The sequence below is a fragment of the Mesorhizobium sp. WSM4887 genome, from assembly GCF_029625865.1.
Taxonomy (GTDB): domain Bacteria; phylum Pseudomonadota; class Alphaproteobacteria; order Rhizobiales; family Rhizobiaceae; genus Mesorhizobium.
Genome location: NZ_JARTVP010000001.1, coordinates 273001 through 295273 on the forward strand (window position 1 = coordinate 273001; position 22273 = coordinate 295273).

Annotated in this window: 25 protein-coding genes and 1 pseudogene; 10 read left to right on the forward strand and 16 right to left on the reverse strand. The window is 63.1% G+C overall.

The window, feature by feature from the left end; genetic code table 11:
• Positions 1–22: 22 nt before the first annotated feature.
• On the forward strand, positions 23–256 hold the full coding sequence (locus P9230_RS01335; RefSeq protein WP_023674714.1) for a BolA family transcriptional regulator: 234 nt from the start codon (positions 23–25) through the stop codon (positions 254–256).
• Positions 257–275: 19 nt separating this feature from the next.
• Here P9230_RS01335 and P9230_RS01340 read toward each other — a convergent pair whose 3' ends face one another.
• Positions 276–1475: a ZIP family metal transporter gene (locus P9230_RS01340; protein WP_278117095.1), complete on the reverse strand. Its 1200-nt coding sequence runs from the start codon at positions 1473–1475 to the stop codon at positions 276–278.
• Positions 1472–2593 (reverse strand): multicopper oxidase domain-containing protein, encoded by a 1122-nt coding sequence (locus P9230_RS01345; protein ID WP_066995151.1) that lies wholly within the window; start codon positions 2591–2593, stop codon positions 1472–1474. Before P9230_RS01345 ends, P9230_RS01340 begins: the two co-directional genes overlap by 4 nt.
• Before the next feature lie 292 nt (positions 2594–2885).
• Here P9230_RS01345 and grxD point away from each other — a divergent pair, with 292 nt between their 5' ends.
• Together grxD and P9230_RS01355 are read left to right on the forward strand one after the other, a co-directional pair.
• Positions 2886–3221: a Grx4 family monothiol glutaredoxin gene (grxD, locus tag P9230_RS01350; RefSeq protein ID WP_066995148.1), complete on the forward strand. Its 336-nt coding sequence runs from the start codon at positions 2886–2888 to the stop codon at positions 3219–3221.
• Between the two features lie 192 nt (positions 3222–3413).
• The gene (locus tag P9230_RS01355; RefSeq protein ID WP_278118310.1) at positions 3414–4613 is read left to right on the forward strand and encodes a multidrug effflux MFS transporter; all 1200 of its coding nucleotides are present in this window, start codon (positions 3414–3416) and stop codon (positions 4611–4613) included.
• A gap of 23 nt (positions 4614–4636) precedes the next feature.
• Here the strand turns inward: P9230_RS01355 and P9230_RS01360 are convergent, their stop codons facing one another.
• The 8 genes from P9230_RS01360 to P9230_RS01395 form a co-directional block, all read right to left on the reverse strand.
• Entirely contained in the window at positions 4637–5047 is a 411-nt protein-coding gene (locus tag P9230_RS01360; protein ID WP_127241473.1) for a hypothetical protein, read from the reverse strand.
• A 78-nt stretch (positions 5048–5125) separates the two neighbouring features.
• Positions 5126–5953: an inositol monophosphatase family protein gene (locus tag P9230_RS01365; protein WP_095829969.1), complete on the reverse strand. Its 828-nt coding sequence runs from the start codon at positions 5951–5953 to the stop codon at positions 5126–5128.
• Positions 5943–6839 carry a tRNA 2-thiocytidine(32) synthetase TtcA gene (gene ttcA / locus P9230_RS01370; RefSeq protein ID WP_095825341.1) on the reverse strand — a complete coding sequence of 299 codons (897 nt, stop codon included), beginning with the start codon at positions 6837–6839 and terminating at the stop codon, positions 5943–5945. Before ttcA ends, P9230_RS01365 begins: the two co-directional genes overlap by 11 nt.
• A 187-nt stretch (positions 6840–7026) precedes the next feature.
• Complete coding sequence (gene rpsD / locus P9230_RS01375; protein ID WP_066995136.1) at positions 7027–7644, reverse strand: 30S ribosomal protein S4; 618 nt, start codon at positions 7642–7644, stop codon at positions 7027–7029.
• Between the two features lie 408 nt (positions 7645–8052).
• A complete protein-coding gene (locus tag P9230_RS01380) occupies positions 8053–8235 on the reverse strand; it encodes a DUF3008 family protein (RefSeq protein ID WP_278117099.1) in 183 nt (60 codons plus the stop codon).
• A 59-nt stretch (positions 8236–8294) separates the two neighbouring features.
• Positions 8295–9095, reverse strand: coding sequence for a glutamate racemase (gene murI, locus P9230_RS01385; protein WP_067328310.1), 801 nt, complete (start codon positions 9093–9095; stop codon positions 8295–8297).
• Between the two features lie 106 nt (positions 9096–9201).
• Positions 9202–9816, reverse strand: coding sequence for a hypothetical protein (locus P9230_RS01390; protein WP_278117101.1), 615 nt, complete (start codon positions 9814–9816; stop codon positions 9202–9204).
• A gap of 79 nt (positions 9817–9895) precedes the next feature.
• Entirely contained in the window at positions 9896–10735 is an 840-nt protein-coding gene (locus P9230_RS01395; protein WP_278117103.1) for an RNA methyltransferase, read from the reverse strand.
• A 203-nt stretch (positions 10736–10938) separates the two neighbouring features.
• Between P9230_RS01395 and P9230_RS01400 the strand changes: the two genes are divergently transcribed.
• From P9230_RS01400 to P9230_RS01415, 4 genes and pseudogenes are all read left to right on the forward strand, one after another.
• Positions 10939–12150 carry an NADP-dependent isocitrate dehydrogenase gene (locus P9230_RS01400; protein WP_095800849.1) on the forward strand — a complete coding sequence of 404 codons (1212 nt, stop codon included), beginning with the start codon at positions 10939–10941 and terminating at the stop codon, positions 12148–12150.
• Positions 12151–12153: 3 nt separating this feature from the next.
• Complete coding sequence (locus P9230_RS01405; protein WP_278117105.1) at positions 12154–12891, forward strand: hypothetical protein; 738 nt, start codon at positions 12154–12156, stop codon at positions 12889–12891.
• Position 12892: 1 nt separating this feature from the next.
• Positions 12893–13009, forward strand: a pseudogene (locus P9230_RS32405) (glutathione S-transferase N-terminal domain-containing protein); the annotation flags it as partial.
• A 118-nt stretch (positions 13010–13127) separates the two neighbouring features.
• The gene (locus P9230_RS01415) at positions 13128–13709 is read left to right on the forward strand and encodes a demethoxyubiquinone hydroxylase family protein (RefSeq protein ID WP_278117107.1); all 582 of its coding nucleotides are present in this window, start codon (positions 13128–13130) and stop codon (positions 13707–13709) included.
• A gap of 10 nt (positions 13710–13719) precedes the next feature.
• On the opposite strand, the gene alaS is transcribed toward P9230_RS01415, so the two are convergent.
• Positions 13720–16389 carry an alanine--tRNA ligase gene (gene alaS / locus P9230_RS01420; RefSeq protein ID WP_278117109.1) on the reverse strand — a complete coding sequence of 890 codons (2670 nt, stop codon included), beginning with the start codon at positions 16387–16389 and terminating at the stop codon, positions 13720–13722.
• Positions 16390–16657: 268 nt separating this feature from the next.
• Positions 16658–17758 (reverse strand): recombinase RecA, encoded by a 1101-nt coding sequence (gene recA, locus P9230_RS01425; RefSeq protein ID WP_127248391.1) that lies wholly within the window; start codon positions 17756–17758, stop codon positions 16658–16660.
• 280 nt (positions 17759–18038) lie between these two features.
• Here recA and P9230_RS01430 point away from each other — a divergent pair, with 280 nt between their 5' ends.
• Complete coding sequence (locus tag P9230_RS01430) at positions 18039–18977, forward strand: carbohydrate kinase family protein (protein ID WP_127248392.1); 939 nt, start codon at positions 18039–18041, stop codon at positions 18975–18977.
• A gap of 49 nt (positions 18978–19026) precedes the next feature.
• The gene (locus tag P9230_RS01435; RefSeq protein ID WP_127248393.1) at positions 19027–19944 is read left to right on the forward strand and encodes a pseudouridine-5'-phosphate glycosidase; all 918 of its coding nucleotides are present in this window, start codon (positions 19027–19029) and stop codon (positions 19942–19944) included.
• A 3-nt stretch (positions 19945–19947) separates the two neighbouring features.
• On the opposite strand, the gene P9230_RS01440 is transcribed toward P9230_RS01435, so the two are convergent.
• The gene (locus P9230_RS01440; protein WP_127248394.1) at positions 19948–20271 is read right to left on the reverse strand and encodes a TfoX/Sxy family protein; all 324 of its coding nucleotides are present in this window, start codon (positions 20269–20271) and stop codon (positions 19948–19950) included.
• Between the two features lie 89 nt (positions 20272–20360).
• Here P9230_RS01440 and P9230_RS01445 point away from each other — a divergent pair, with 89 nt between their 5' ends.
• Positions 20361–20858: a GFA family protein gene (locus P9230_RS01445; protein ID WP_095800892.1), complete on the forward strand. Its 498-nt coding sequence runs from the start codon at positions 20361–20363 to the stop codon at positions 20856–20858.
• Between the two features lie 8 nt (positions 20859–20866).
• On the opposite strand, the gene P9230_RS01450 is transcribed toward P9230_RS01445, so the two are convergent.
• From P9230_RS01450 to P9230_RS01460, 3 genes are all read right to left on the reverse strand, one after another.
• Positions 20867–21385, reverse strand: a complete 519-nt coding sequence (locus P9230_RS01450) for a DUF2199 domain-containing protein (RefSeq protein WP_127248395.1) — start codon at positions 21383–21385, stop codon at positions 20867–20869.
• A complete protein-coding gene (gene sufA, locus P9230_RS01455; RefSeq protein WP_127248396.1) occupies positions 21386–21772 on the reverse strand; it encodes a Fe-S cluster assembly scaffold SufA in 387 nt (128 codons plus the stop codon).
• 108 nt (positions 21773–21880) lie between these two features.
• Positions 21881–22273 (reverse strand): SUF system Fe-S cluster assembly protein, encoded by a 393-nt coding sequence (locus P9230_RS01460; RefSeq protein ID WP_127248397.1) that lies wholly within the window; start codon positions 22271–22273, stop codon positions 21881–21883.

Consider the following 22273-nt stretch of genomic DNA (forward strand, 5'->3'; position numbering starts at 1 on the left):
GCTCGAAAACAGGATTTCTGCCATGGCAATGGATGCGCACGACATCGAACGGCTGATCAAGGAAGGCATTCCGGACGCCAAGGTGACGATTCGCGATCTGGCTGGTGACGGCGACCACTACGCTGCCGAAGTGGTGGCGGAGAGCTTCCGCGGCAAAAGCCGCGTCCAGCAGCACCAGATGGTCTATGACGCGCTGAAAGGCAATATGGGCGGCGTGCTGCATGCGCTCGCCCTGCAGACCAGCGTTCCGGACTGAGTGTTGACGCCGCGGTTGTTCAGATCTTTACCAGCATCGCCGTGAGGTACATGAAGCCGACCCCGGCTGTCAGCCCGGCCATCGCAGCCGGTGCGAGCAAGGCGCGCGAGCCATCGGGGCGCTGGCGAAGCTGCAGCGAAACCATCTCGACGATCACTTGCAGGATCGCTCCGGCGCCGATCGCCAGCGCCAGCGCCGACCATTGTGGCGCATAGGCGAGGCTGCCGATCCATAGGCCGACGACGGCGGGACCTCCCGCGAGCAGCGTCAACATGACGAAGGTCCTGAGCGGCGGTCGCTGCTTCAGGATCGGGGCTGCGATGCCGATGCCTTCGGTGATGTTGTGCAAGGTGAAGCCAAGCACCAGGAACGTGCCGAGCCCGGCTGCGCCCGAGACGAAGGCGGCGCCGATCGCCAGCCCCTCGCCGAGATTGTGCAGGCCGATGCCGAGTGCGATGAAGGTGGCAAGCGCCAGCCCGGTCGGTGTCCCGCTGCGCCGGCCTGCCGCCATGAGCAGAAGGAAACTGGCGGTGGCTGCGAGTACGATCATGGTCGACCCCTGGAACAGGGCGGCTGCTTCGCCGGCCAGTTCGAACGCGTCCTCGAGCGTGTCGACGAAAAGGAAGGCGAGCAGACCGACGGTCATCGACAGGAGAAAGTCCATGCCGTTCCGCCCGACCCCGCGTAGTGCCGGATAGAACATCAGGCCGATCGCCACGGGCAGGATGCCGACAAAGCCGCCGAGCACCGCTTGCGCGGCAAAGCTAGGTGAACTGCGCGTCGGTGTGGGTACGGCGACGGCGATATCGTGCCCGAATGTTGTCCCGGTACTGGTTACGACATTGATCGCATGCGCCTCCCCCAGCACCCAGGGGTATGGCAGGCTGATCCATGCCGTTGCGCCGCGCGCGATCGGCCCCGGCGGATCCTGCGTGAACTGCCAGTAAGCGTCGTCGACCTGGACCTGTGCGATCGTCATCGGTTCCGACCCGCCGGCCCGCACGAGAATTCGAATGCCGTCGTTTCCGATAATTGTCCGCTCGAAGGTCAGGTTCTCGACCGGCGGCGCGCCGTTGCGAAAGCTGGCCAACGGGTCGGAAGAGACCATCCACGCAACCGCGAGTCCGAGCACGGCGAGCGGCAGTACTATCCAGAGCAGAGAGAGCCAGCGCGGCCGACCGGCCTGTGTATCCCGGGAGGTGCTACTGACATCGGTCACGACAAGGCCTCCACGACGTCGAACATGCCCGACCAGCCGAGTTCGGTAAACTCCGACTGGTGGGGATGGAACATGTAGAGGCCTGGCTCGTGCTCCCTGAAATGGAACTCGAGGATACCGCGCTCGGCCTGGCACTGGGTGATCAGATCGACGGTCCTGAGTGTCGGCGTCAGCGTCGTGCCCTGATTGTAGTAGTCGAAGAAATTGGCATGCAGATGGAAGGAGTTGATCGGGTCGAACTCGACCACGTTGACGAGATAGATCCGGACAGGCTTGTCCTTCAGCACCCGTATCGGCTTCTTCGCGTAGGCATGGGCGACGGTGTTGACGGCATAGACCTCGTTCTCGTTGTCGAAATTGGTGTCGAAGGCGTTCATCACCATTACGAATTCCTGCCAGCCGGCATTCTCCGGCGTGCCGAGCAGGCGCGAGCGGGCGACCGCCTCGTGCTCCGGATGCCTGGCGGGATCGGGATCGATGATGAAGGCGCCGTACATACCTTTCTGGATGTGCCGCTTCAGCGGCAGGGCATGGCAATGATAGAGGTGGCAGCCGAACGGCCTGGCGTCGAACTCGTACACGAACTCCTCGCCCGGCCCGATCAAACCGGCGCCGGGAACGCCGTCCATCCGTGCTGCGTGAATGCCGTGGAAATGCATGGAATGCGGATGCGAGCCGTTGTTGCGGAAGACGATCTTCAAGCGATCGCCTTCGGTGGCCCGCAGCGTCGGCCCCGGCACGCGGCCATTGTAGGTCCAGGCGGGGAACAGGATGCCGGGCGCGATCTCGATCTCCTTGTCCTCGGCCGTGACCTCGAAGCTGCGCAGTGTCCGCCCGTCCGGCAGCGTCGACACCGTCCCGGTCTCCCAGTCGCTCAGCAGCTTCACTGGATCGAATCCGTTGCGGCTATCCTCGACCTCACCGACGGTGATCATCGCCCCATGCGCGGACAGGTGCGCCGGCTGCGGTTCGGCCGCCCCTGGCGTTCCGTGACCGGCGTGGTCGGTCTGCCCGCGCGCCGCGGTCGCCATCACCGCCGTACCGCCGGCCGCCAGGCCACCGGCCAGAAGCAGCCTTCGATCGAGCTTTTGTTCCAGCAGCGATTTCGTTTCGCGCATATCCGCGTTCCTCCAAGGCACTGGCAAGGATAGCGCATGCTTCAAGATTTAGCTATAGCTATAATTCTGGCGCGTGCGCACCTGGGAAACCGTCAGCGGCACCGGGACAAGAGAACCGGCCTGCCGGCCCGCTTGTGGGAAGAGTTCCGGCTGGCGGATTTGGCCCAATGGCGGACCAAAGCTTTGCGCCATTTCGGGTGCGTCGCGGCTAACGTCTTGTTTCAGCCAACCTATGGGTTTATTTGATGGACATGCTTCGAGCCTGACTCCCACAGGCGTGAAAGGATTCCCCATGAGCGGCATCAACGACTACATCGACAGCGAAGTGAAGAGCAACGACGTCGTGCTCTTCATGAAGGGCACCCCCGGCTTCCCGCAGTGCGGGTTCTCCGGCCAGGTGGTGCAGATCCTCGACTATGTCGGGGTCGACTACAAAGGCGTGAACGTGCTGACCTCGGCCGAGCTGCGCCAGGGCATCAAGGACTATTCCAACTGGCCGACCATTCCGCAGCTCTACGTCAAGGGCGAGTTCGTCGGCGGTTGCGACATCGTGCGCGAGATGTTCCAGGCCGGCGAGCTGCAGGATTTCCTGGTCGAAAAAGGCGTCAGCGTCAAAGGCGCCGCCTGATTTGAGCTCGCGCTGGCCGGCCCAGCCGGCTGCGCGATGACATCCGGGGCCGCCCCACCTCGGCACTTTGGCTTTCGAACTCGAGAACGAGACGAATTGATGCGCCGGTCGACCGGCGCGTATTCGTTTGATTGATCGGATTTTGCCGTGGACAATCAGGCACTAGCGCAGCAGTCGGCAAAAAGCTTGCCCATTCCGCGCTGGGAATTCATTGCGCTCTGCGCGGCGCTGATGGCGCTCAATTCGCTCGCCATCGACATCATGCTGCCGGCACTGCAGCAGATCGGCGCCTCGCTCGGCGTCGAGAATGAAAACCACCGCCAGTATGTGATCACAGCCTACATCCTTGGCTTCGGCACCGGTCAGCTCTTCTTCGGTCCGGTTTCCGATCGTTTCGGCCGCCGTGCGCCGCTGGTCGCCGGCCTGATCATCTACGTGGCGGCGGTAGCGGCCGCTGCTGTTGCTCCGACCTTTGCCACCCTTCTCGCCTGCCGTGTCGTGCAAGGCATCGGCGCGGCGGCCACCCGCGTCATCGCCGTCTCCATCGTGCGCGACACCTTCGAGGGCCGCCGCATGGCCGAGGTCATGTCGCTGATCTTCATGGTGTTCATGGCGATACCGGTCGTCGCGCCCGGCATCGGCCAGTTCATCATGCTCTTCGCCACCTGGCACTGGATCTTCGTCACCATGGCCGTCGGCGCGCTCATCGTGTCGGCATGGTCGCTGTTGCGCTTGCCGGAGACGCTGCATCCGGAATACCGGCGGCCCTTAACCGTCAACGCCGTCGTCGGCGGTTTCCGCATCGTGCTCACCAACCGCATCGCGCTTTGCTATGCCTTTGCCAGCACCTTCATCTTCGGCGCCATGTTCGGCTTCATCAACTCCGCGCAGCAGATCTATCTCGAAGTCTTCCATGTCGGCGAGCTGTTTCCGCTGATCTTCGCCGGCGTCGCGGGCGTGCTCGCCTTCTCGAACTTCCTCAACGCGCGGCTCGTCGGCAAGGTCGGCATGCGGCGCCTGTCGCAGAGCGCGCTGCTGCTCTTCCTCGCCATCAGCCTGGTCTGGCTCGTCTTCTCGCTCGAGATCGAGATGCCGCTCTGGCTGTTCATCGCCTTCTTTGCCGGCGCGATGGTTCCATTTGGCTGTCTCGGCGCGAATTTCAACGCGCTCGCGATGGAGCCGCTCGGCGAGCTTGCCGGCACGGCGTCCTCCATCCTCGGCTTCATGCAGACCTTTCTCGGCGGCCTGCTCGGAACGCTGATAGGCCAGGCCTATAACGGCACGGTCACGCCATTGGCCGCCGGCTTCTGCAGCGTTTCCCTCGCCGCCCTGCTGATGATCCTGATCGCCGAGCGCGGAAGGCTGTTCCAGCCCCACAATCCGCCGGTGTGAGACCCTCGCCTACGGCCACCCGCTCAGGATTTTCGTTCAAGCGCAACCGTGAAGCGGGGCGAAAGTATGCGCCCTGCGATCGCCTCGCCCATGCTCTCGGTAAAGGGTAACGGCAGGGCCTTATCGAGAGCCTCGAGGACTGAGGCAACGAAGGCTCTGTTCAATGCATCGTTCGATCCGAGTACGGAGAAGGTCGCGCGCGGCTTGCCAATGAGCGTTCCGTCTCGGCGGAGCGAGAACCGCAGGGTCAAGGACAGGCCGGCAGTTCCGCGGGGCGGCCGCCAGCAGGCGTAAATGGCAGCCGACATTTCCGCTATGGAGTTTACGGGATCGCGACTGCCGCAGGCGCGCTCCCGTGCCGCTGCTTCGTCAGCACCGGTGATCGTCACGGCGAGGGCGAGAGCCAGAGCGACCATCGCGGACCGGGTGCTCATTCACATCTCCGGATTTGCGTGAGGGTGTAGATCGACACCTTCCAGCCGACGGGCTGGCCCTCGTCAGCGCAATCGATCCTATTCCGCCCAGAGCTCGCGCCGCAGTTCGTTCCAGCTATCCTTGTCTGGCGCAACCAACAACCCGCCGTCGACATGCGACGGCAGATAGGCATCGCCGTCGATCCGCGCCGCATAACCACCGGCCTCCTGATGGATCAGCACGCCGGCCAGATGGTCCCACGGCATCAGCTTGTTGTAGACGACGAAATGCGCATGGCCGCTCGCCAGCAGCCGGTATTCGTGCGCGGCGCAACGATAGCCGAACTGCGACAGCGCCTTTGTGTGGTTGCGAGCGAGCCGCGAGCGCTCCGGTTCCTTCAGATACTGCCACGAGATCGCGCCGGTCATCTCGGAGATCGGCACCGGCTCGGCGACCCGCACCCTGTCCAGCGCGCCATGTGCGTGGCGGATATGGCTGCCCGCCCCCCTGGCGCCGATCAGCCAGTCCTTCCCGATCGGGTCGTGGATGATGCCGGCAACCGTCTCGCCGTTGACCACGACGCCGAGCATGACGCCGAACAGCGGCACGCCGGAGGCGAAGTTGAAGGTGCCGTCGACCGGATCGATGACGAAGGCCAGCGCGGCATCGCCGAGCCCTTTGAGCAAGGCCGGATTGTCGGAGCAGGTCTCCTCGCCGACGATCATCGCTGTAGGGTAACGCTCGCGCAGCCTGGCAGTGATCAGCCTTTCGGCGTTGACGTCCGCCTCCGTAACCAGATCGGCGGCGGACGTCTTCTGGCGAATATCGCCCTCGCCCAACCGGCGAAAGCGCGGCATGATTTCGGCCCTGGCTGCGTCAGCTAGAAGCTCGGCCAGCCAGTCGATCGCTTGCATGTCAAACGTCATCGGAAATGTCTTTTCCCATGGTAAGGCGCGCATCGAGCGCGGCGAAGTCGAACAGTTTTCGGTCGAGCAGATGCGAGGGTCGCACATTGGTCATCGCGCGGATCATCGTGTCCTTGCGGCCAGGCATACGCTTCTCGATATCGTCGAGCATCGCCTTCATGGCGTTGCGCTGCAGCCCTTCCTGGCTGCCGCAGAGATCGCACGGGATGATTGGGAACTTCATTGCACTGGCGAATTTCTCGAGATCCGCCTCGGCGCAATAGGCGAGCGGGCGCAGAACCATGACGTCGCCCTCGTCATTGAGAAGCTTCGGCGGCATGGCGGCGAGACGCCCGCCATGGAACAGGTTCATGAAGAAGGTTTCGAGGATGTCCTCACGGTGGTGGCCGAGCACCAGCGCGGTGCAACCCTCCTCGCGCGCGATGCGATAGAGATGGCCGCGCCTCAGCCGCGAGCAGAGCGAACAATAGGTGCTGCCGTCGGGCAGCTTGTCGGTGACCACCGAATAGGTGTCCTGGTATTCGATGCGATGCGCAATGCCGTTGCCGCCGAGATAGTCCGGCAGGATATGCTTCGGGAAATTCGGCTGACCTTGGTCGAGATTGCAGGCAAGCAGCTCGACCGGCAGCAGCCCGCGCCATTTGAGATCGAGCAGCAAGGCAAGCAGGCCATAAGAATCCTTGCCCCCGGAGAGCGCCACCAGCCAGCGCTCGCCGGGTTTCACCATGGCGAAGTCTTCGATCGCCTGGCGCGTGAGCCGCAGCAGCCGCTTGCGCAGCTTGTTGAACTCGACCGAGGATGGCACGTCGCGGAACAGCGGATGGAATCCGCCGTCCGGCTCGTCGGCGATCGGCTCAAGCGATTTGACGTTTGGCAGCATATTCATGGCGCAGGTGCCCACGGTTCTGTTGCCGCTTCGCTTAGAGCATTTTGCAGCCAAGTGGAATCACTAGCCGTCGCGGAATTGCGGCTAAAAAAATGACCAGGGTGGAATTGCCGCCCTGGCCGACGCGACAGACAAAGAAAAGGCCGCCTCGAGGGCGGCCTTGGATGGGTGTCGCCGATTGGTCGGATCAGCGCGAATAGAATTCGACGACCAGGTTCGGTTCCATCTGGACGGCGAACGGAACATCCGCCAGGCCGGGAACGCGGTTGTAGGTCGCGGTCATCTTGTTGTGATCGGCCTCGATATAGTCCGGCACGTCACGCTCGGCCAAGCCTACCGATTCCAGCACGATGACGAGCTGCTTCGACTTCTCGCGCACCTCGATGACGTCGCCCGGCTTGCAGCGGTACGAACCGATATTGGTGCGCTTGCCGTTGACGTTGACGTGGCCGTGGTTGACGAACTGGCGGGCCGCGAAGATGGTCGGCACGAACTTGGCGCGATAGACGATCGCGTCGAGACGCGACTCGAGCAGGCCGATCAGGTTCTCGGAGGTGTCGCCCTTGCGGCGGTTGGCCTCCTCATAGACCTTACGGAACTGCTTTTCCGAAACATCGCCATAGTGGCCCTTGAGCTTCTGCTTGGCGCGCAACTGCAGGCCGAAGTCGGAAAGCTTGCCCTTGCGGCGCTGGCCATGCTGGCCGGGACCGTATTCGCGCTTGTTGACCGGGGACTTCGGACGGCCCCAGATATTTTCGCCGAGACGGCGGTCGATCTTGTATTTCGCGGATTCGCGCTTGCTCATCGCATTCCCTTTCAAAACGATATACCCGGAACCCCTTGGCTCCGGGTGAAGGAAACGCGCCCTCCTCTGGCCTCCGTTTTCGAGGCCTGACAGGGTTTCCCACGCAACGCGACGGAAAACCCACGGGACACGTCAGTTCAACAAGACCGCCGACAGAGTGGCTTCCGGTGAGGTCTTGCCCATGCAAAAGAAACCACCGGACGTCGCCGCCCGGTGTTGGTGGCCCTGTTAAACAGAGATTTAACCGGTGTCAAGCTCGTGTCGGCGACGCACCCTCAACCATTCTGCCGTCATGACGCCGGAGCCGGCGATGGCAGGCATTGGCATGGCCGCAAGCAGATCCGCCACGTCGTGGCATGCCGCGGGTTTCTATCCAGGCACCAACTTGAGAGCCAGGCAGCCACAAAGTCAGGACTTCTTGCTAGGCAGTCCCTTGCGTTTGGCCTCGGCGAACTCCTCGAGTTGCTTCTCGCTCATGGACTCGTACATCTCGCGCGAAGCACCCTTAAGCTCGGTTTTCTTGGTCTCGCCGCGCTTGGCCGAAAGGGCTGCGCCGGCTGCCTTCTGTTGGGCTTGCGATTTGGCTGGCATGCGATTTCTCCCTGTGCGGTAGTGGGAAGAGAAACGCTGCGGCGCTATCGCAGTTCCAGCTAGCGCGAGGTCAGCCCAAAGCCCTGGATGAGCCTGCGCGTGGCGAAATCCACCTTACCAGAGGTGAAGAGGGCGATATCGGGCTCGGTCTCGCCCGACGGTTCGCCGATAGGCTGCAGCAGCGACATGGCGCGCCGGGCAATGGCTTCCGCCGGATCGATCCAGTCGACCGGCCAGGGAGCGGTCTTGCGCATGCGGTTGGCCAGGAACGGATAATGCGTGCAGGCGAGCACGACGATGTCGGTGCGCTGCCCGTCGTGCTCGATGAAGCAGGGCGCGATCTCGGCGCGCACGGCTTCCTCGTCGACAAAACCTTCGCGCATATAGATCTCGGCCAATGCGGCAAGCCTGTCGCTGCCGACGAGCCGGACATGGCATTTCTGCGCCCATTTGCTGATCAGGTCACGCGTGTACTGGCGCTTCACCGTGCCCGGGGTCGCCAGCACCGAAACCAGGCCGGACCGCGTGCGCTCGGCCGCCGGCTTGATCGCGGGCACCGTTCCGACAAAAAGATGACCGGGAAATTTTTCCCGCAGCGCATCGATCACCAGGGTCGAGGCGGTGTTGCAGGCGATCACTGAGATCGCCGGCTGCAGACGGTCGAGCAATTTGCCGAACAGGGCGAGTATGTGCTCCTTGAGCGCCGGCTCTTCCCATGCGCCGTAAGGAAAAGCCGCGTCGTCGGCGACATAGACGAAGCGCCGATCCGGCATCAGGACGCGCGCCTCCCGCAGCACCGTCAGTCCGCCGACACCGGAATCGAACATCAGGATCGGACGCTGGTTTGATCGATCGTTCATTGTCATCCGACTACAGGAAGAAGCTGACCCGAGATTTGGCCAACCGCGCTTCTATCCTGAACGATCATGGTCTTGAAGTGGCAGATGCCAGCAGCTTTTGCGCAACTCAGAGCCCCCGCTTGCCGAAGCCGGCGGGTCGCGCCCGGCCAAACGGCTGCGGCACCGGCGCCGGCGCCGGACGCGCGGGTTGCGCAGCAGTCCGTGGCGCAGCTGGAGCGACGCTCGCTGTCGCCCTCGCGGGGCGCGCCTCCGCCGGCAACGAGCCTTCAAAGTCGAAAGCCTCGGTCAGCTCATCGATGTTGCTGCCGGCCACAGGCTTTGCCCACAGGATCGTGCACCAGAGGCCGAATATGGCAAGGCCGAGCAGGTTCAGGCCACCGGGCGCGCTCTCAGGATTGCCGAAATCGATGACCAGAAGCGTTCCGGCCTGCAGCAATCCATAGATGCCGGAAAAGGCGATATAGGACCAGAGGATCCAGCCTGAACCATCGGCATCGCGGCTGCGGCGCCATGCGATGTTGCCGCGCAGCGCGACGAAGGCGAGCGACACAACAAGCGCGGCGCCGGCCAGGCTTTGCCGCGACGGACCCGGCATCGAATTGATCAATCCCGCGAAGCCGGTCGTTGCGGCAATGCAGAGCACGATCGCTACCGCTTCCGCTATGAACAGACCTAGCGAATAGAAGAAGAAACGCAGGCGACCAATATTGGATGTGAACATCTTCTGCCCCATCGTTCCAAGAACGATGAATCAAACCGCATAATATTCGGTTACCTTGAAGGTTCGGAGCTTACGGATTTTAACTTTCTTTGTCCGTTGTTCGTTTGCGCGTAGCCGGCGCCCGCCTCGGATCATCCCCCGGTGAGCCGTCGCCGCGCGGCATTGCCGGCGAAAACCTGTGGAGCGACGAGATGATGCCGCGCAGCACCTTCAACTCGGGCTCGGCGAATCCCGCCCGCGTCAGCACGGCGCGCAGATTGTCGACCATCTTAGGCCTCTTCTCTTCCGGGCGGAAATAGCCGCGCGCCTCGAGAGCGCCTTCGAGATAGGTGAACAGGCTGTGCAGCTGTTCCTTGGTCGCCGGAACGAGCTCCGGTCCGGCGAAGTTGGTCGCGGTCTCTTCGGCAAGGCCGGATTTCATCCATTCATAGGACATCAAAAGCACGGCCTGTGCGATGTTGAGCGAGGAGAAGCCGGGATCGACGGGAAAGGTGACGATCTCGTCAGCCAGACCAACCTCTTCATTGTAGAGGCCAAAACGTTCACGGCCGAACAGAATTCCGGTGCGCAGCCCCGCCTGCTCGCAGGCCCGGAGCGCCCTGCCCGCATCCACCGGACCGCGCACCGGCTTGAAGCCGTCACGCTCGCGGGCGGTGGTGGCGAAGACGAAGTTGAGGTCGGCCACTGCCGAGGCAAGGTCGTCGAACACCGTTGTCGCATCGATGACGTGGTCGGCGCGGCTGGCAGCGGCGCGCGCCTTCTCGCTCGGCCAGCCGTCGCGCGGATTGACCAGGCGCAGCTCAGAAAGGCCGAAATTCGCCATGGCGCGCGCGACCATGCCGATATTCTCGCCGAGCTGCGGCTCGACAAGGATGATCGCCGGTCCGGCGGTCCTGGCGGTGTCGTTTGCGGCTGGCATGGCTCTCCGTACATGAGGTTTGCGGCGTTTCGGCGTCCCCTGCCACATCCGGGCCTGAAAATGAAGCATTCACAAGCGCGACACCGGTCTGCGATCGGCTGATCGCGGTTTGCGCGCTCAAAAAGGCTTTGATATACGCTGCCCAACCTCGGCCGAAGCCACGGGCAAGGCCGTTCAGATCCCCAGCAACGAGGCATTTTTCCATGGCGAAGATCAAGGTGGCGAACCCGGTCGTCGAGCTCGACGGCGACGAGATGACCCGCATCATCTGGCAGTTCATCAAGGACAAGCTGATCCACCCCTATCTCGACATCAAGCTGGACTATTTCGATCTAGGGATCGAGAACCGGGACGCCACCAATGACCAGGTGACCGTCGACTCGGCCAACGCCATCAAGAAATACGGCGTCGGCGTGAAATGCGCGACGATCACGCCCGACGAGCAGCGCGTCGAGGAGTTCAAGCTGAAGAAAATGTGGAAGTCGCCCAACGGCACCATCCGCAACATCCTCGGCGGCACCATCTTTCGCGAGCCGATCATCATGAAGAACGTGCCGCGCCTGGTGCCCGGCTGGACCAAGCCGATCGTCGTCGGCCGTCACGCCTTCGGCGACCAATACCGCGCCACCGACTTCCGCTTCCCGGGCAAGGGGAAGCTGACAATCAAATTCGTCGGCGAGGACGGCCAGGTGATCGAGCATGACGTCTTCGATGCGCCGGGCGCCGGCGTCGCCATGGCCATGTACAATCTCGACGAGTCGATCCGCGAATTCGCTCGCGCCTCGCTGAACTATGGCCTGCTGCGCAACTTCCCGGTCTATCTCTCGACCAAGAATACCATTCTCAAAGCCTATGACGGGCGCTTCAAGGACATCTTCCAGGAAGTCTACGAGAAGGAATTCGAGGCCGAGTTCAAGGCGAGAAAACTCTGGTACGAGCACCGCCTGATTGACGACATGGTCGCCTCCAGCCTGAAATGGTCGGGCGGCTATGTCTGGGCCTGCAAGAATTATGACGGCGATGTGCAATCCGACACGGTGGCGCAAGGCTTCGGCTCGCTCGGCCTGATGACCTCGGTGCTGATGACGCCGGACGGCAAGACCGTGGAAGCGGAAGCCGCCCACGGCACCGTCACCCGCCACTACCGCCAGCATCAGAAGGGCGAGGAAACCTCGACCAACTCGATCGCCTCGATCTTCGCCTGGACGCGTGGCTTGGCCCACCGCGCCAAGCTCGACGGCAATGCCGAGCTCAAGCGCTTTGCCGAGACGCTGGAAAAGGTCTGCATCCAGACCGTCGAGGGCGGCTTCATGACCAAGGACCTGTCGCTGCTGATCGGCCCCGACCAGCCCTGGCTGTCGACCACCGGCTTTCTCGACAAGATCGACGAGAACCTGCAGAAGGCGATGGGGTAAGAAGTGCCGAGCCTTGTTGCCAGCGAAAGGGTCCGCCTTTGCGCTGGCAACAATGCCGACCTCTGCCAGGCTATTTTCAAGGTGCACGGGCTAAGCGGCCGGAGGAGCCGCTCCGTCTGGTCCAGCGATGAGCAAGCACCTCCTTACTACCCCAATGCCGCCACTTTGGATGCCGATGCCATACCGATCCAACTTGCAGAAATAGCCAGACTGACATCTGTTCTTGCCACCAGCTTTTCGGTCAAGGATTGCTTCTGCCGTCTGGATCTCCGACCGCTCGGGTTCAGCCAACTCTTCGAAGCAAGCTGGATCTGGATGGACCTAAGGCGTCCAACGACGACCCCCTCCGGTTGGGAACGTGTTGGGGACGCAGCCAGCTTGGAGATGTGGGAACTTGCCTGGACGGATGGCGCAGGTTCCTCCAGCGGCCGTGTCTTTCCGACCGCAGTTCTGGCCGACCCTGCCATCGCCATCCTTGGCCGACGGACGGCCGACGGCTTCACCACCGGCTGCATAGCCAATAGATCCGAGCTCGTGATCGGGTTGTCAAATGTCTTTGCCACGGATGGCAATTCGACCTATCGAGATGCTGTGCAAGCCGCAGCCAATACGTTTGCTGAAAGTCGCGCGCTGGTCGGGTATGAACGCGGCGGCGGGCTGGATGACGCACTGGACTGCGGCTTTCAGACCACCGGCACGCTGCGCGTCTGGATACGGGACAGCCAAGCCAAAGAGGAATGAAGTGGCAAAGCCTCTTCTCTACGGCGCCCACTACAGCGTCTATGTCCGCATCGCGCGAATGGCGCTCAATCAAAAGGGCGTCGACTACGAGCTCGTCCCTCTCGACATCTTCACGGCCGAAAGGGCGTCAATTATCGGCTATTTCCTCAAGGTCGCCGAAGGGCGAAAGCTGCTTGCCCGCTTTCCAGACTTGCAGGACCGGTGGGATCGCATCGTCAGGCGGGCAAGCTTCTCCAATGCATGAGCTTTCCGGTCGCGAAGCGCTGACCACAGCCAGGATAGTCCGGGTCAACCACGCAGGCGAGTTTGGAGCGATCAGGATCTATTCAGCGCAAATCTTTGTCGCCCGGCACTTTTGGCGCGATTGCGTGCCGTCTTTGTCGGAGATGCTTGGACACGAGCGCCAGCATTGCGCCGCCTTCCGTGCCGCCATGCCAATGCGAAACTCGCGTCCATGTCGCGTCATGCAGTTCTGGAGCTGGGGCGGCTGGCTGTTGGGCTTTCTCACCGCCCTGCTCGACCCACAAGGCATCTGGGCATGCACCGCCGCTGTCGAAGCGACCGTGCACCGCCATCTTGACGACCAGCTCTACTATCTAGCCGGGCGCGATCCCGGACTGCACGCCATCATCCTGTCGATCCGCGAGGAAGAGCTGGCCCATCTGCGTCACGCCGAGGAGCATCTGCTGGCACCAGGCCCGCTGCTTCTCCTCCTGCGCGCGGCGATCGCCGTCGCCACGGATTGCCTCATCTGGCTGTCCACCTGGGGCGACTCTGTCAGAATGGCGCGCGCCCTGAAAGCGGCAAAGCCTTCCTGACACAGGAACACTAAGCGGCTTCGAGCGCCGCCTTTACCGCCGCGATGGCGTCGTCCGCCTTGGAGGCGTCGGGGCCGCCGGCTTGCGCCATATCGGGACGCCCGCCGCCGCCCTGCCCGCCAAGCGCGGCGGACGCAACACGGACGAGATCGACAGCGCTGAAGCGGCCGGTCAAGTCGTCGGTGACGCCGACCACCACGCTCGCCTTGTTGTCCTCGCCGGCGCCGATAAAGACGACCACGCCGGAGCCCAGCGTCTTCTTGCCGGCATCCGCAAGCGGCTTCAGGTCCTTCGGCGCGACACCGCTGACCGCTTTGCCGAGGAAGCCGACACCCGCAACCGTCTCGTTGGTGGCCGGAGCATCGGCAACGGCCGCGCCGCCGCCAAGGGCCAGTTTCTTGCGCGCCTCGGTGAGCTCTTTCTCGAGTTTCTTGCGCTCCTCGAGCAAAGTCTCGACACGCGCCGGAACGTCGGCCGGCGAGATCCTCAAGGTCGCCGCGGCTGCCTTCAGGCGCTTGTCCTGCTCGTCGAGATGCCTGCGCGCCGCCTCGCCGGTCAGCGCCTCGATGCGGCGCACGCCGGCGGCGACCGCGCTGTCCGACAGGATGCGCACAAGGCCGATATCGCCGGTCGACCTGACATGCGTGCCGCCGCAGAGCTCGACCGAATAGGGACGGTTGGCCTTGGCGCCGTGCAGGCCGGTGCCCATCGAAACGACGCGCACCTCGTCGCCGTATTTCTCGCCGAACAGCGCCATCGCGCCCTCGGCAATAGCATCGTCCACCGACATCAGCCGCGTCGTCACCGGACTGTTCTGCACAACGATCTCGTTGGCCATGCGCTCGACATCCTCGATCTCCTCGGCCGAGATCGGCTTGTTGTGCGAGATGTCGAAGCGGAGGCGATCAGGCGCGACCAGCGAACCCTTCTGTGCGACATGGGTGCCCAGCACCTCACGCAGCGCCTCGTGGATGAGATGCGTCGCGGAGTGATTGGCGCGCAGCTTCGAACGGCGCGCGTGATCGACCTTTAGCTCCACGGCAGCGCCGGTCTTGATCGTACCGCCCGTCACCTTGCCCAAATGCACGAAGAGCCCGTCGGCCTTCTTTTGCGTGTCGGTGACCTCGATCGAGAAGCCGTCGCCGGACATCATGCCGGTATCGCCCATCTGGCCACCGGATTCGCCATAGAACGGCGTCTGGTTGACGACGACGGCAACCGCGTCGCCCTGCCCGGCGCTGTCGACGATCTTGCCATCCTTGACCAAGGCCTGAATCAGGCCTTCCGCCTCTTCCGTCTCGTAACCGAGGAAATCGGTGGCGCCGGTCTGCTCGCGCACCGGGAACCAGACCGTCTCGGTCGCCGCTTCGCCCGACCCCGCCCAGTGCGCGCGCGCTTCCGCCTTCTGCCGCTCCATCGCAGCGGTGAAGCCGGCAAGATCGACCGAGATGTCGCGTTGGCGCAGCGCATCCTGCGTCAGGTCGAGCGGGAAGCCATAGGTGTCGTAGAGCTTGAAGGCCGTCTCGCCATCCAGCATGTCGCCGGCGTGCAGCTGTTCCGTCGCCTCCGAAAGCAGGCCGAGACCGCGGACCAGCGTCTTGCGGAAGCGCGTCTCCTCGAGCTTCAGCGTCTCGGTGATCAGCGCTTCGCCACGCACCAGTTCCGGATAGGCCTGGCCCATCTCGCGCACCAGCGCCGACACCAGCTTCCACATCAGCGGCTCCTTGGCACCGAGCAGTTGCGCATGGCGCATGGCACGACGCATGATGCGACGCAGCACATAGCCGCGGCCTTCATTGGAGGGCAGCACGCCGTCGGCCACCAGGAAGGATGACGAGCGCAAATGATCCGCGATCACGCGGAAGGATGCTGCGTTCTCCTGGTTGTGACCGTGCCCCAGCGCCGAGCATGCCGCATCGATCAAATGCCGGAACAGGTCGGTCTCAAAGACGCTCTCCACTCCCTGAAGGATCGAAGCCATGCGCTCCAGGCCCATGCCGGTGTCGATCGACGGGCGCGGCAGGTCGATGCGCTCGTCTTTCGTCACCTGCTCATATTGCATGAACACCAGGTTCCAGAATTCGAGGAACCGGTCGCCGTCCTCCTCCGGGCTGCCGGGCGGACCGCCCCAGATATGCTCGCCGCGATCGATGAATATCTCCGAGCACGGACCGCAGGGACCGGTGTCGCCCATCGCCCAGAAATTGTCAGAGGTCGGAATGCGGATGATGTGATCGTCTGAGAAGCCGGCGATCTTCTTCCAGTAGCCGGCCGCCTCGTCATCGGTGTGATAGACGGTGACCAGAAGCCTGTCCTTCGGCAGGCCGAATTCCTTGGTGATCAGGTTCCAGGCAAGCTCGATCGCGTGCTCCTTGAAATAATCGCCGAACGAGAAATTGCCGAGCATCTCGAAGAAGGTGAGATGGCGCGCGGTGTAGCCGACATTGTCGAGATCGTTGTGCTTGCCGCCGGCGCGCACGCTCTTCTGCGCGGTCGCGGCGCGCGAATAGGACCGCTTCTCCAGGCCGGTGAACACGTTCTTGAATTGCACCATGCCGGCGTTGGTGAACATCAGCGTCGGATCGTTGCGCGGCACCAGCGGGCTGGAGGCAACGATCTCATGACCCTCCTTGCGGAAGTAGTCGAGGAATGTCGACCGGATCTCGTTCACGCCACTCATGGATACTGCCTTTTCGCGAAAACCGCCGGCCAGGCCGGCGGCAAATGGGCTTTCGTGTGTCAGAAGATAGATTGGCCTTTTAGCCGTAGCTCTTGACCCTGTCCAGAAACACGGAACCAAGGCCAATCCTCCGGCTGGGCGCCCTGTGCCCTCGCCCCCAAACGTAAACCGCCGGCACGAAGGCCGGCGGTTCGAACGCAGTACTAGGGAACTCGATTACATCAGCTTTAGATAATGGATCCGGATTATGGCCGAACTCCGGCAGTGCCTACATCGCGCCAGCCTCGTCCTCGAAGCTGTCGTCACCACCGCCTTCGGAGCCGCCGTTCTCGAGGAATTTTTCGGCGATCAGCCCGGCATTCTGCCTCAGCGCCAGCTCGATCTCGCGCGCCGTGTCCGGATTGTCGCGCAGGAAAAGCTTGGCGTTCTCACGGCCCTGACCGAGACGCTGCGAATTGTAGGAGAACCAGGCGCCCGACTTCTCGACCACGCCGGCCTTGACCCCGAGATCGACGAGCTCGCCGGTCTTCGACACGCCCTCGCCATACATGATGTCGAACTCGACCACCTTGAAGGGCGGAGCCAGCTTGTTCTTCACCACCTTGACGCGGGTCTGGTTGCCGACCACTTCGTCGCGATCCTTGACCGAGCCGATGCGGCGGATGTCGAGGCGCACCGAGGCATAGAATTTCAGCGCGTTGCCTCCGGTCGTGGTTTCCGGCGAGCCGAACATGACGCCGATCTTCATACGGATCTGGTTGATGAAGATGACCATGGTGTTGGAGCGCGAGATCGATGCGGTCAGCTTGCGCAGCGCCTGGCTCATCAGACGGGCCTGCAGGCCGGGCAGCGCATCGCCCATCTCGCCCTCGATTTCGGCGCGCGGCGTCAGTGCCGCCACCGAATCGACCACCAGAACGTCGATGGCGCCGGAGCGCACCAGCGTGTCGCAGATCTCCAGCGCCTGCTCACCCGTGTCGGGCTGCGAGATCAGGAGGTTTTCGAGGTCTACGCCGAGCTTGCGGGCATAGACCGGATCGAGCGCGTGCTCGGCATCGACGAAGGCGCAGATACCGCCCTTCTTCTGGGCTTCCGCAACCGTGTGCAGCGCCAGCGTCGTCTTGCCCGAGCTTTCCGGCCCGTAGATTTCGATGATGCGGCCGCGCGGCAACCCGCCGACGCCGAGCGCGATGTCGAGCCCGAGCGATCCCGTCGGCACGGTTTCGATCTCGACCACCTGCTCATTGGCGCCGAGCCGCATGATCGAGCCCTTGCCGAAAGCGCGCTCGATTTGCGACAGCGCCGCATCCAGAGCCTTTGATTTGTCCACTGCCTTATCCTCTACAAGCCGCAAAGTATTCTGAGCCATGATACATCACCCCTTGGTCGTCAATGAAGGCCGGACAATCCGTGATCCCTGCCAGTTTGTACCTTTTTTGTTCTCATCTGGCAAGAGGCAGCAAATGGCTGGAAAACAAATAATATCTGGATTTGTTCTATTTTTGTCTCACTAGAGATGGCGTGAGCCAGTGCTGCTGATCCAAGCGAGATCTCGTTATCCGGGCGGCCCGAATCGAGACCCGATTGCGGGGCGATGCGCGGAAACCTAGTGTGCCCACGCAAACAATCAACGAGGTCACCCCCGCGGCATGCCGACATCCCCAAATATCCTGGCGCTGGGCGGCGCCCATATCGACCGGCGCGGCCAGGTCTCGGGCCCTTACGTGCCCGCCGCATCCAATCCCGGCATCATGCGCGAGGATGTCGGCGGCGGCGTCTTCAACGCGCTGCGCAGCATTGTGAAGCGCGGCGTCTCGGCCTCGCTGCTTTCGGTGCGCGGCGGCGATGCGGCGGGTGAGACCGTCGCATCGGCGATCGACGAGGCCGGCATCGCCGACCTTTCGGCGGTGTTCCTCGACCGCACGACGCCGAGCTACACTGCGCTGATCGACAGCGAGGGGGAGCTGATCGTCGGCTTTGCCGATATGGGCCTTTACGACCTCGCCTTCCCCAAGCAGATCCGCCGCGCCAAGGTGCGCGAGGCGATCGCCGAGGCAGACGCGATCCTCTGCGACGCGAACCTGCCAACGGCGGCCCTCGAGCGTCTGGTTGCGCAAGCCGGCGACAGGCCGATTTTCGCCATCGCCATCTCGCCGGCCAAGGTGGTGCGGCTAGCGCCGCTGCTCGGCAATCTTTCGCTGCTGTTCATGAACCGCCGAGAGGCGGCGGCGCTGGCTGGTGCGGATATTTCCGGCCGCGATCTTGTCGGGGAACTCAGGCGGCTGAGCTTGACGGCAGGCGTGATCACGGCCGGCAGTGCTCCGGTGCTCGGCTTCGACCAATCGGGCGTCTTCGCCATCGACCCACCCGCCCCGCGACGAGTTGCCGACGTAACCGGCGCCGGCGACGCCCTGACCGGAGCAACGGTTGCCGCGCTGCTGCGCGGGCTGCCTTTGCGGAAGGCACTGCGCGAAGGTGTTGCCGCGGCGATGCTCGCCATCGAGAGCGCCGAGGCGGTACCGTCTTTCACCGCCGGCAGTTTTGGCCAGGCGCTTGCCCTTGTGCCCGAGGCACGGGTGGTGGCATAGGGCCACAAACTATCTTGCCGGAGTGTTTTCTCCGGAGTGGAGAACGGACATGACGCCCGAAACCGCCCGCCCCTTCATCGACATTCATCCGCCAGTGGCGGAGGCGCTTGCCGCCGGGCGGCCTGTGGTGGCGCTGGAAAGCACCATCATTACCCACGGTATGCCATACCCCGACAATGGCGCGATGGCCGCCAAGGTCGAGCAGATCATCGCCGAGAGCGGCGCCGTGCCGGCGACGATCGCCGTGGTCGATGGAGGCATCAAGATTGGCCTTTCCGATGGCGAGCGCGAATCGCTTGCCATGACCGGCGACGCCATGAAGCTGTCGCGTGCCGATATCGGCTTTGCCGTCGCCCAAAAGCGCACCGGCGGCACCACCGTGGCCGCCACCATGATCGCCGCGCACATGGCCGGCATAAAGGTCTTCGCCACCGGCGGCATCGGCGGCGTCCACAAGGGCGCCGAAAAGAGTTTTGACATCTCGGCCGATCTCGACGAGTTGGCGCGCACGCCGGTCATCGTCGTGTCGGCCGGCGCCAAGGCGATCCTCGACATCGAAAAGACGCTGGAAGTGCTGGAGACGCGCGGCGTGCCGGTCATCGGCCATGGCTGCGAGACCATGCCGGCGTTCTGGTCCAGGCAATCGCCCTTCCGCGCGCCGCTGACGTTGCATGCGCCTGAAGATATCGCGCATTTCTACCGCACGCGGCAGGCGCTGGGCTTGGGCGGCGGCATACTGGTCGCCAACCCGGTGCCGCAGAACGACGAGATCCCGGCAGCCGAGATGGACGGCTACATCCAGGCCGCGCAGAAGGCGGCCGAAGCGCAGAACATCACCGGCAAAGCCGTGACGCCGTTCCTCCTGTCGAAGATTTTGGAGCTCACCGGCGGCCGCAGCCTCAAGACCAACATCGCGCTGGTCGAGAACAATGCGCGGCTGGCGGCGGAGATCGCGAAGGCGCTATAGGCCTTATCTGCCCGCGCGCCGCCCCGCCTCATAAGCGCGCCGCGCCCAGATCGCCATTTCGTCGGGATCTTCGAAGGCACTGTCGGGAACGCTCCAATAAGGCATCGCCACCTCCTTGCCGTGCCGCGAGCCGGTATAGGTCCATTGGCTACAGCCGGCGGCCTCGAATTCGGGGATCGTCTCCTCGTCGGCCTTCAGCATCAGTTCGCCGCGCACGACCACCGCGACGATGACGCCGTCGCAATAGATGCCCTTGCCGCCGAACAGTTTTCGGATGCTGATCGGCCCCAGGCTCTCGAACAATTCTTCGAGGCGGTCATTGTCCATGCCGCAATCATCTCATCCGGCATGGGCCTTGTCATCGCAGCAACCAACAGCATGCTGACAGGTTGAGACATGAAATGGAGTTTCGCGCCATGCCTGTCCTGCTCAAAGGCTCCTGCCGCTGCGGCGCCGTCCGCTTCGAGGTGGAAAGTCACACGCCCGTGCCGTTCATGCTCTGCTACTGCTCGATCTGCCGCAAGCAGCAGGGCGGCGGCGGTTTTGCCATCAATCTCGGCGCCGACAACGAAACGCTCAAGGTCACCGGCAAGCCCAATCTCGGCGTCTACCGCGCTGAGATCGAGGACGACGAGCATCCGCACTGCGAGGTCTCGACCGGCGAGCGCAATTTCTGCAAGACATGCGGCGCCGCGCTCTGGCTCTACGACCCGACTTGGCCGGACCTCGTCCATCCCTTCGCATCGGCGATCGACAGCGACCTGCCGAAGCCGCCGGAAAAGGTGCACCTGATGCTGAAATACAAGGCGAGTTGGGTCGAGCCGGCGATCGGCGAGAACGACAAGGTGTTCGAGGTCTATCCCGAAGAATCGATCGCCGACTGGCACAAGCGCACCGGCTTGTGGATGGACTAAGCCTGAATCTAAGAGCGATGGGTTAGCGCAACCCAGCGCTCGATCTGCCTCACATCTACCCCTTCGCGCTGCGCGGCGACCAAGGGGCGGTCTGCATCATGCAGAAAAACCCTGGGACGCAGATTGCCGGGCTGAAACACAACATTGGCATGCAGGCGCATCGAGCTCGGATACTCAGGAATGTCGTGCATCAAATACCCGAAGCAGAGCTCGTCCTCATATTGGCCGCTATCATACATGGCTCGATAGACATTCCAGCTTCTTTCCGAGACCGACATCCAAACACCGAAACAGAACTCTTCGGACAACTGAGGTACCGGCAAGGGCAGCAGGCAACGAATGAAGCGGTCTGTTTGCCCCGTGGCGTAACTCACCACGCAAAAATCGTCGTTCTTGCGGAAAGTCGACCGAGCTACCTCGTCAAGCGCGTCTGGATTCCCCGGTGCGCCAAAGGCTATATCGGTGGGAAGTCCGGTGAACTCCTGGTCACAGCAGGCACATCGCCAGCGATATGCCTCGGCGCTCACCTAAGCAGCGCTTGAAGCGCGCACCTCCGCCAGCGCCTTGAGATCGGCCGGCTTCAGCTCGACGGATTCGCCGCAGCCGCAGGCCGAGCTCTGGTTCGGGTTCCTGAAGGTGAAGCCGGTTCGCAGCGTCGTCTGCTCGAAATCCATCTCGGTTCCGAGCAGGAAAAGCGCCGCTTCCGGCGCGACATAGACGTGCGCGCCGTCGCGCTCGATATGATCGTCCTTGGGGTTCGGCTCGGTGACCAGATCGACCGTGTATTCCATCCCGGCGCAGCCGCCCTTCTTGATGCCAAGACGGATCCCATGCGCGTTGTCGCGCGTAGCGACGATTTCACGCACGCGGTCCGCGGCCTTGACGGTCATCGTGATGACGGCGAAGCGTCCCATGTCATTCTCCACGTTCGCGCGGGTTCAAGGCCCGCGGAATGAGTCTGCCTTTAAGATGGTGAAGTTTCACCTTTGCTGCAAGCCAGCCAACCTTAGTAGGGACGCTGGCTAGTACCACCCGACCGCGACCTGCGCCTCTTCCGACATTCGGTCGGGTGTCCACGGCGGGTCGAACACCATGTTGACCTCGACGCCAGAAATTCCCTCCACGGCGCCGACGGCGTTCTCGACCCAGCCCGGCATCTCGCCGGCCACCGGGCAGCCCGGCGCGGTCAGCGTCATGTCGATCTTGACCGTCCGGTCGTCCTCGATGTCGATCCTGTAGACGAGGCCGAGCTCGTAGATGTCCGCCGGGATTTCCGGATCGTAGACCGTCTTCAGCGCCGAGACGATATCGTCGGTCAGCCTCGCCAGCTCGTCGGCGGGGATCGCCGAGGCTGAGACGAGCCCGTTACCGGCCGTTTCCGGCGCGGTCTCTGCGGTGGTGGTCACATCGTCCAT

Bases quoted from the DNA above. Each gene is read 5' to 3' on its own strand.
- P9230_RS01335 (WP_023674714.1), top strand. From the start codon at position 23: ATGGCAATGGATGCGCACGACATCGAACGGCTGATCAAGGAAGGCATT.
- P9230_RS01345 (WP_066995151.1), bottom strand. From the start codon at position 2,593: ATGCGCGAAACGAAATCGCTGCTGGAACAAAAGCTCGATCGAAGGCTG.
- grxD (WP_066995148.1), top strand. From the start codon at position 2,886: ATGAGCGGCATCAACGACTACATCGACAGCGAAGTGAAGAGCAACGAC.
- P9230_RS01360 (WP_127241473.1), bottom strand. From the start codon at position 5,047: ATGAGCACCCGGTCCGCGATGGTCGCTCTGGCTCTCGCCCTCGCCGTG.
- P9230_RS01365 (WP_095829969.1), bottom strand. From the start codon at position 5,953: ATGACGTTTGACATGCAAGCGATCGACTGGCTGGCCGAGCTTCTAGCT.
- ttcA (WP_095825341.1), bottom strand. From the start codon at position 6,839: ATGAATATGCTGCCAAACGTCAAATCGCTTGAGCCGATCGCCGACGAG.
- rpsD (WP_066995136.1), bottom strand. From the start codon at position 7,644: ATGAGCAAGCGCGAATCCGCGAAATACAAGATCGACCGCCGTCTCGGC.
- P9230_RS01380 (WP_278117099.1), bottom strand. From the start codon at position 8,235: ATGCCAGCCAAATCGCAAGCCCAACAGAAGGCAGCCGGCGCAGCCCTT.
- murI (WP_067328310.1), bottom strand. From the start codon at position 9,095: ATGAACGATCGATCAAACCAGCGTCCGATCCTGATGTTCGATTCCGGT.
- P9230_RS01390 (WP_278117101.1), bottom strand. From the start codon at position 9,816: ATGTTCACATCCAATATTGGTCGCCTGCGTTTCTTCTTCTATTCGCTA.
- P9230_RS01395 (WP_278117103.1), bottom strand. From the start codon at position 10,735: ATGCCAGCCGCAAACGACACCGCCAGGACCGCCGGACCGGCGATCATC.
- P9230_RS01400 (WP_095800849.1), top strand. From the start codon at position 10,939: ATGGCGAAGATCAAGGTGGCGAACCCGGTCGTCGAGCTCGACGGCGAC.
- P9230_RS01415 (WP_278117107.1), top strand. From the start codon at position 13,128: ATGCATGAGCTTTCCGGTCGCGAAGCGCTGACCACAGCCAGGATAGTC.
- alaS (WP_278117109.1), bottom strand. From the start codon at position 16,389: ATGAGTGGCGTGAACGAGATCCGGTCGACATTCCTCGACTACTTCCGC.
- recA (WP_127248391.1), bottom strand. From the start codon at position 17,758: ATGGCTCAGAATACTTTGCGGCTTGTAGAGGATAAGGCAGTGGACAAA.
- P9230_RS01430 (WP_127248392.1), top strand. From the start codon at position 18,039: ATGCCGACATCCCCAAATATCCTGGCGCTGGGCGGCGCCCATATCGAC.
- P9230_RS01435 (WP_127248393.1), top strand. From the start codon at position 19,027: ATGACGCCCGAAACCGCCCGCCCCTTCATCGACATTCATCCGCCAGTG.
- P9230_RS01440 (WP_127248394.1), bottom strand. From the start codon at position 20,271: ATGGACAATGACCGCCTCGAAGAATTGTTCGAGAGCCTGGGGCCGATC.
- P9230_RS01445 (WP_095800892.1), top strand. From the start codon at position 20,361: ATGCCTGTCCTGCTCAAAGGCTCCTGCCGCTGCGGCGCCGTCCGCTTC.
- sufA (WP_127248396.1), bottom strand. From the start codon at position 21,772: ATGGGACGCTTCGCCGTCATCACGATGACCGTCAAGGCCGCGGACCGC.
- P9230_RS01460 (WP_127248397.1), bottom strand. From the start codon at position 22,273: ATGGACGATGTGACCACCACCGCAGAGACCGCGCCGGAAACGGCCGGT.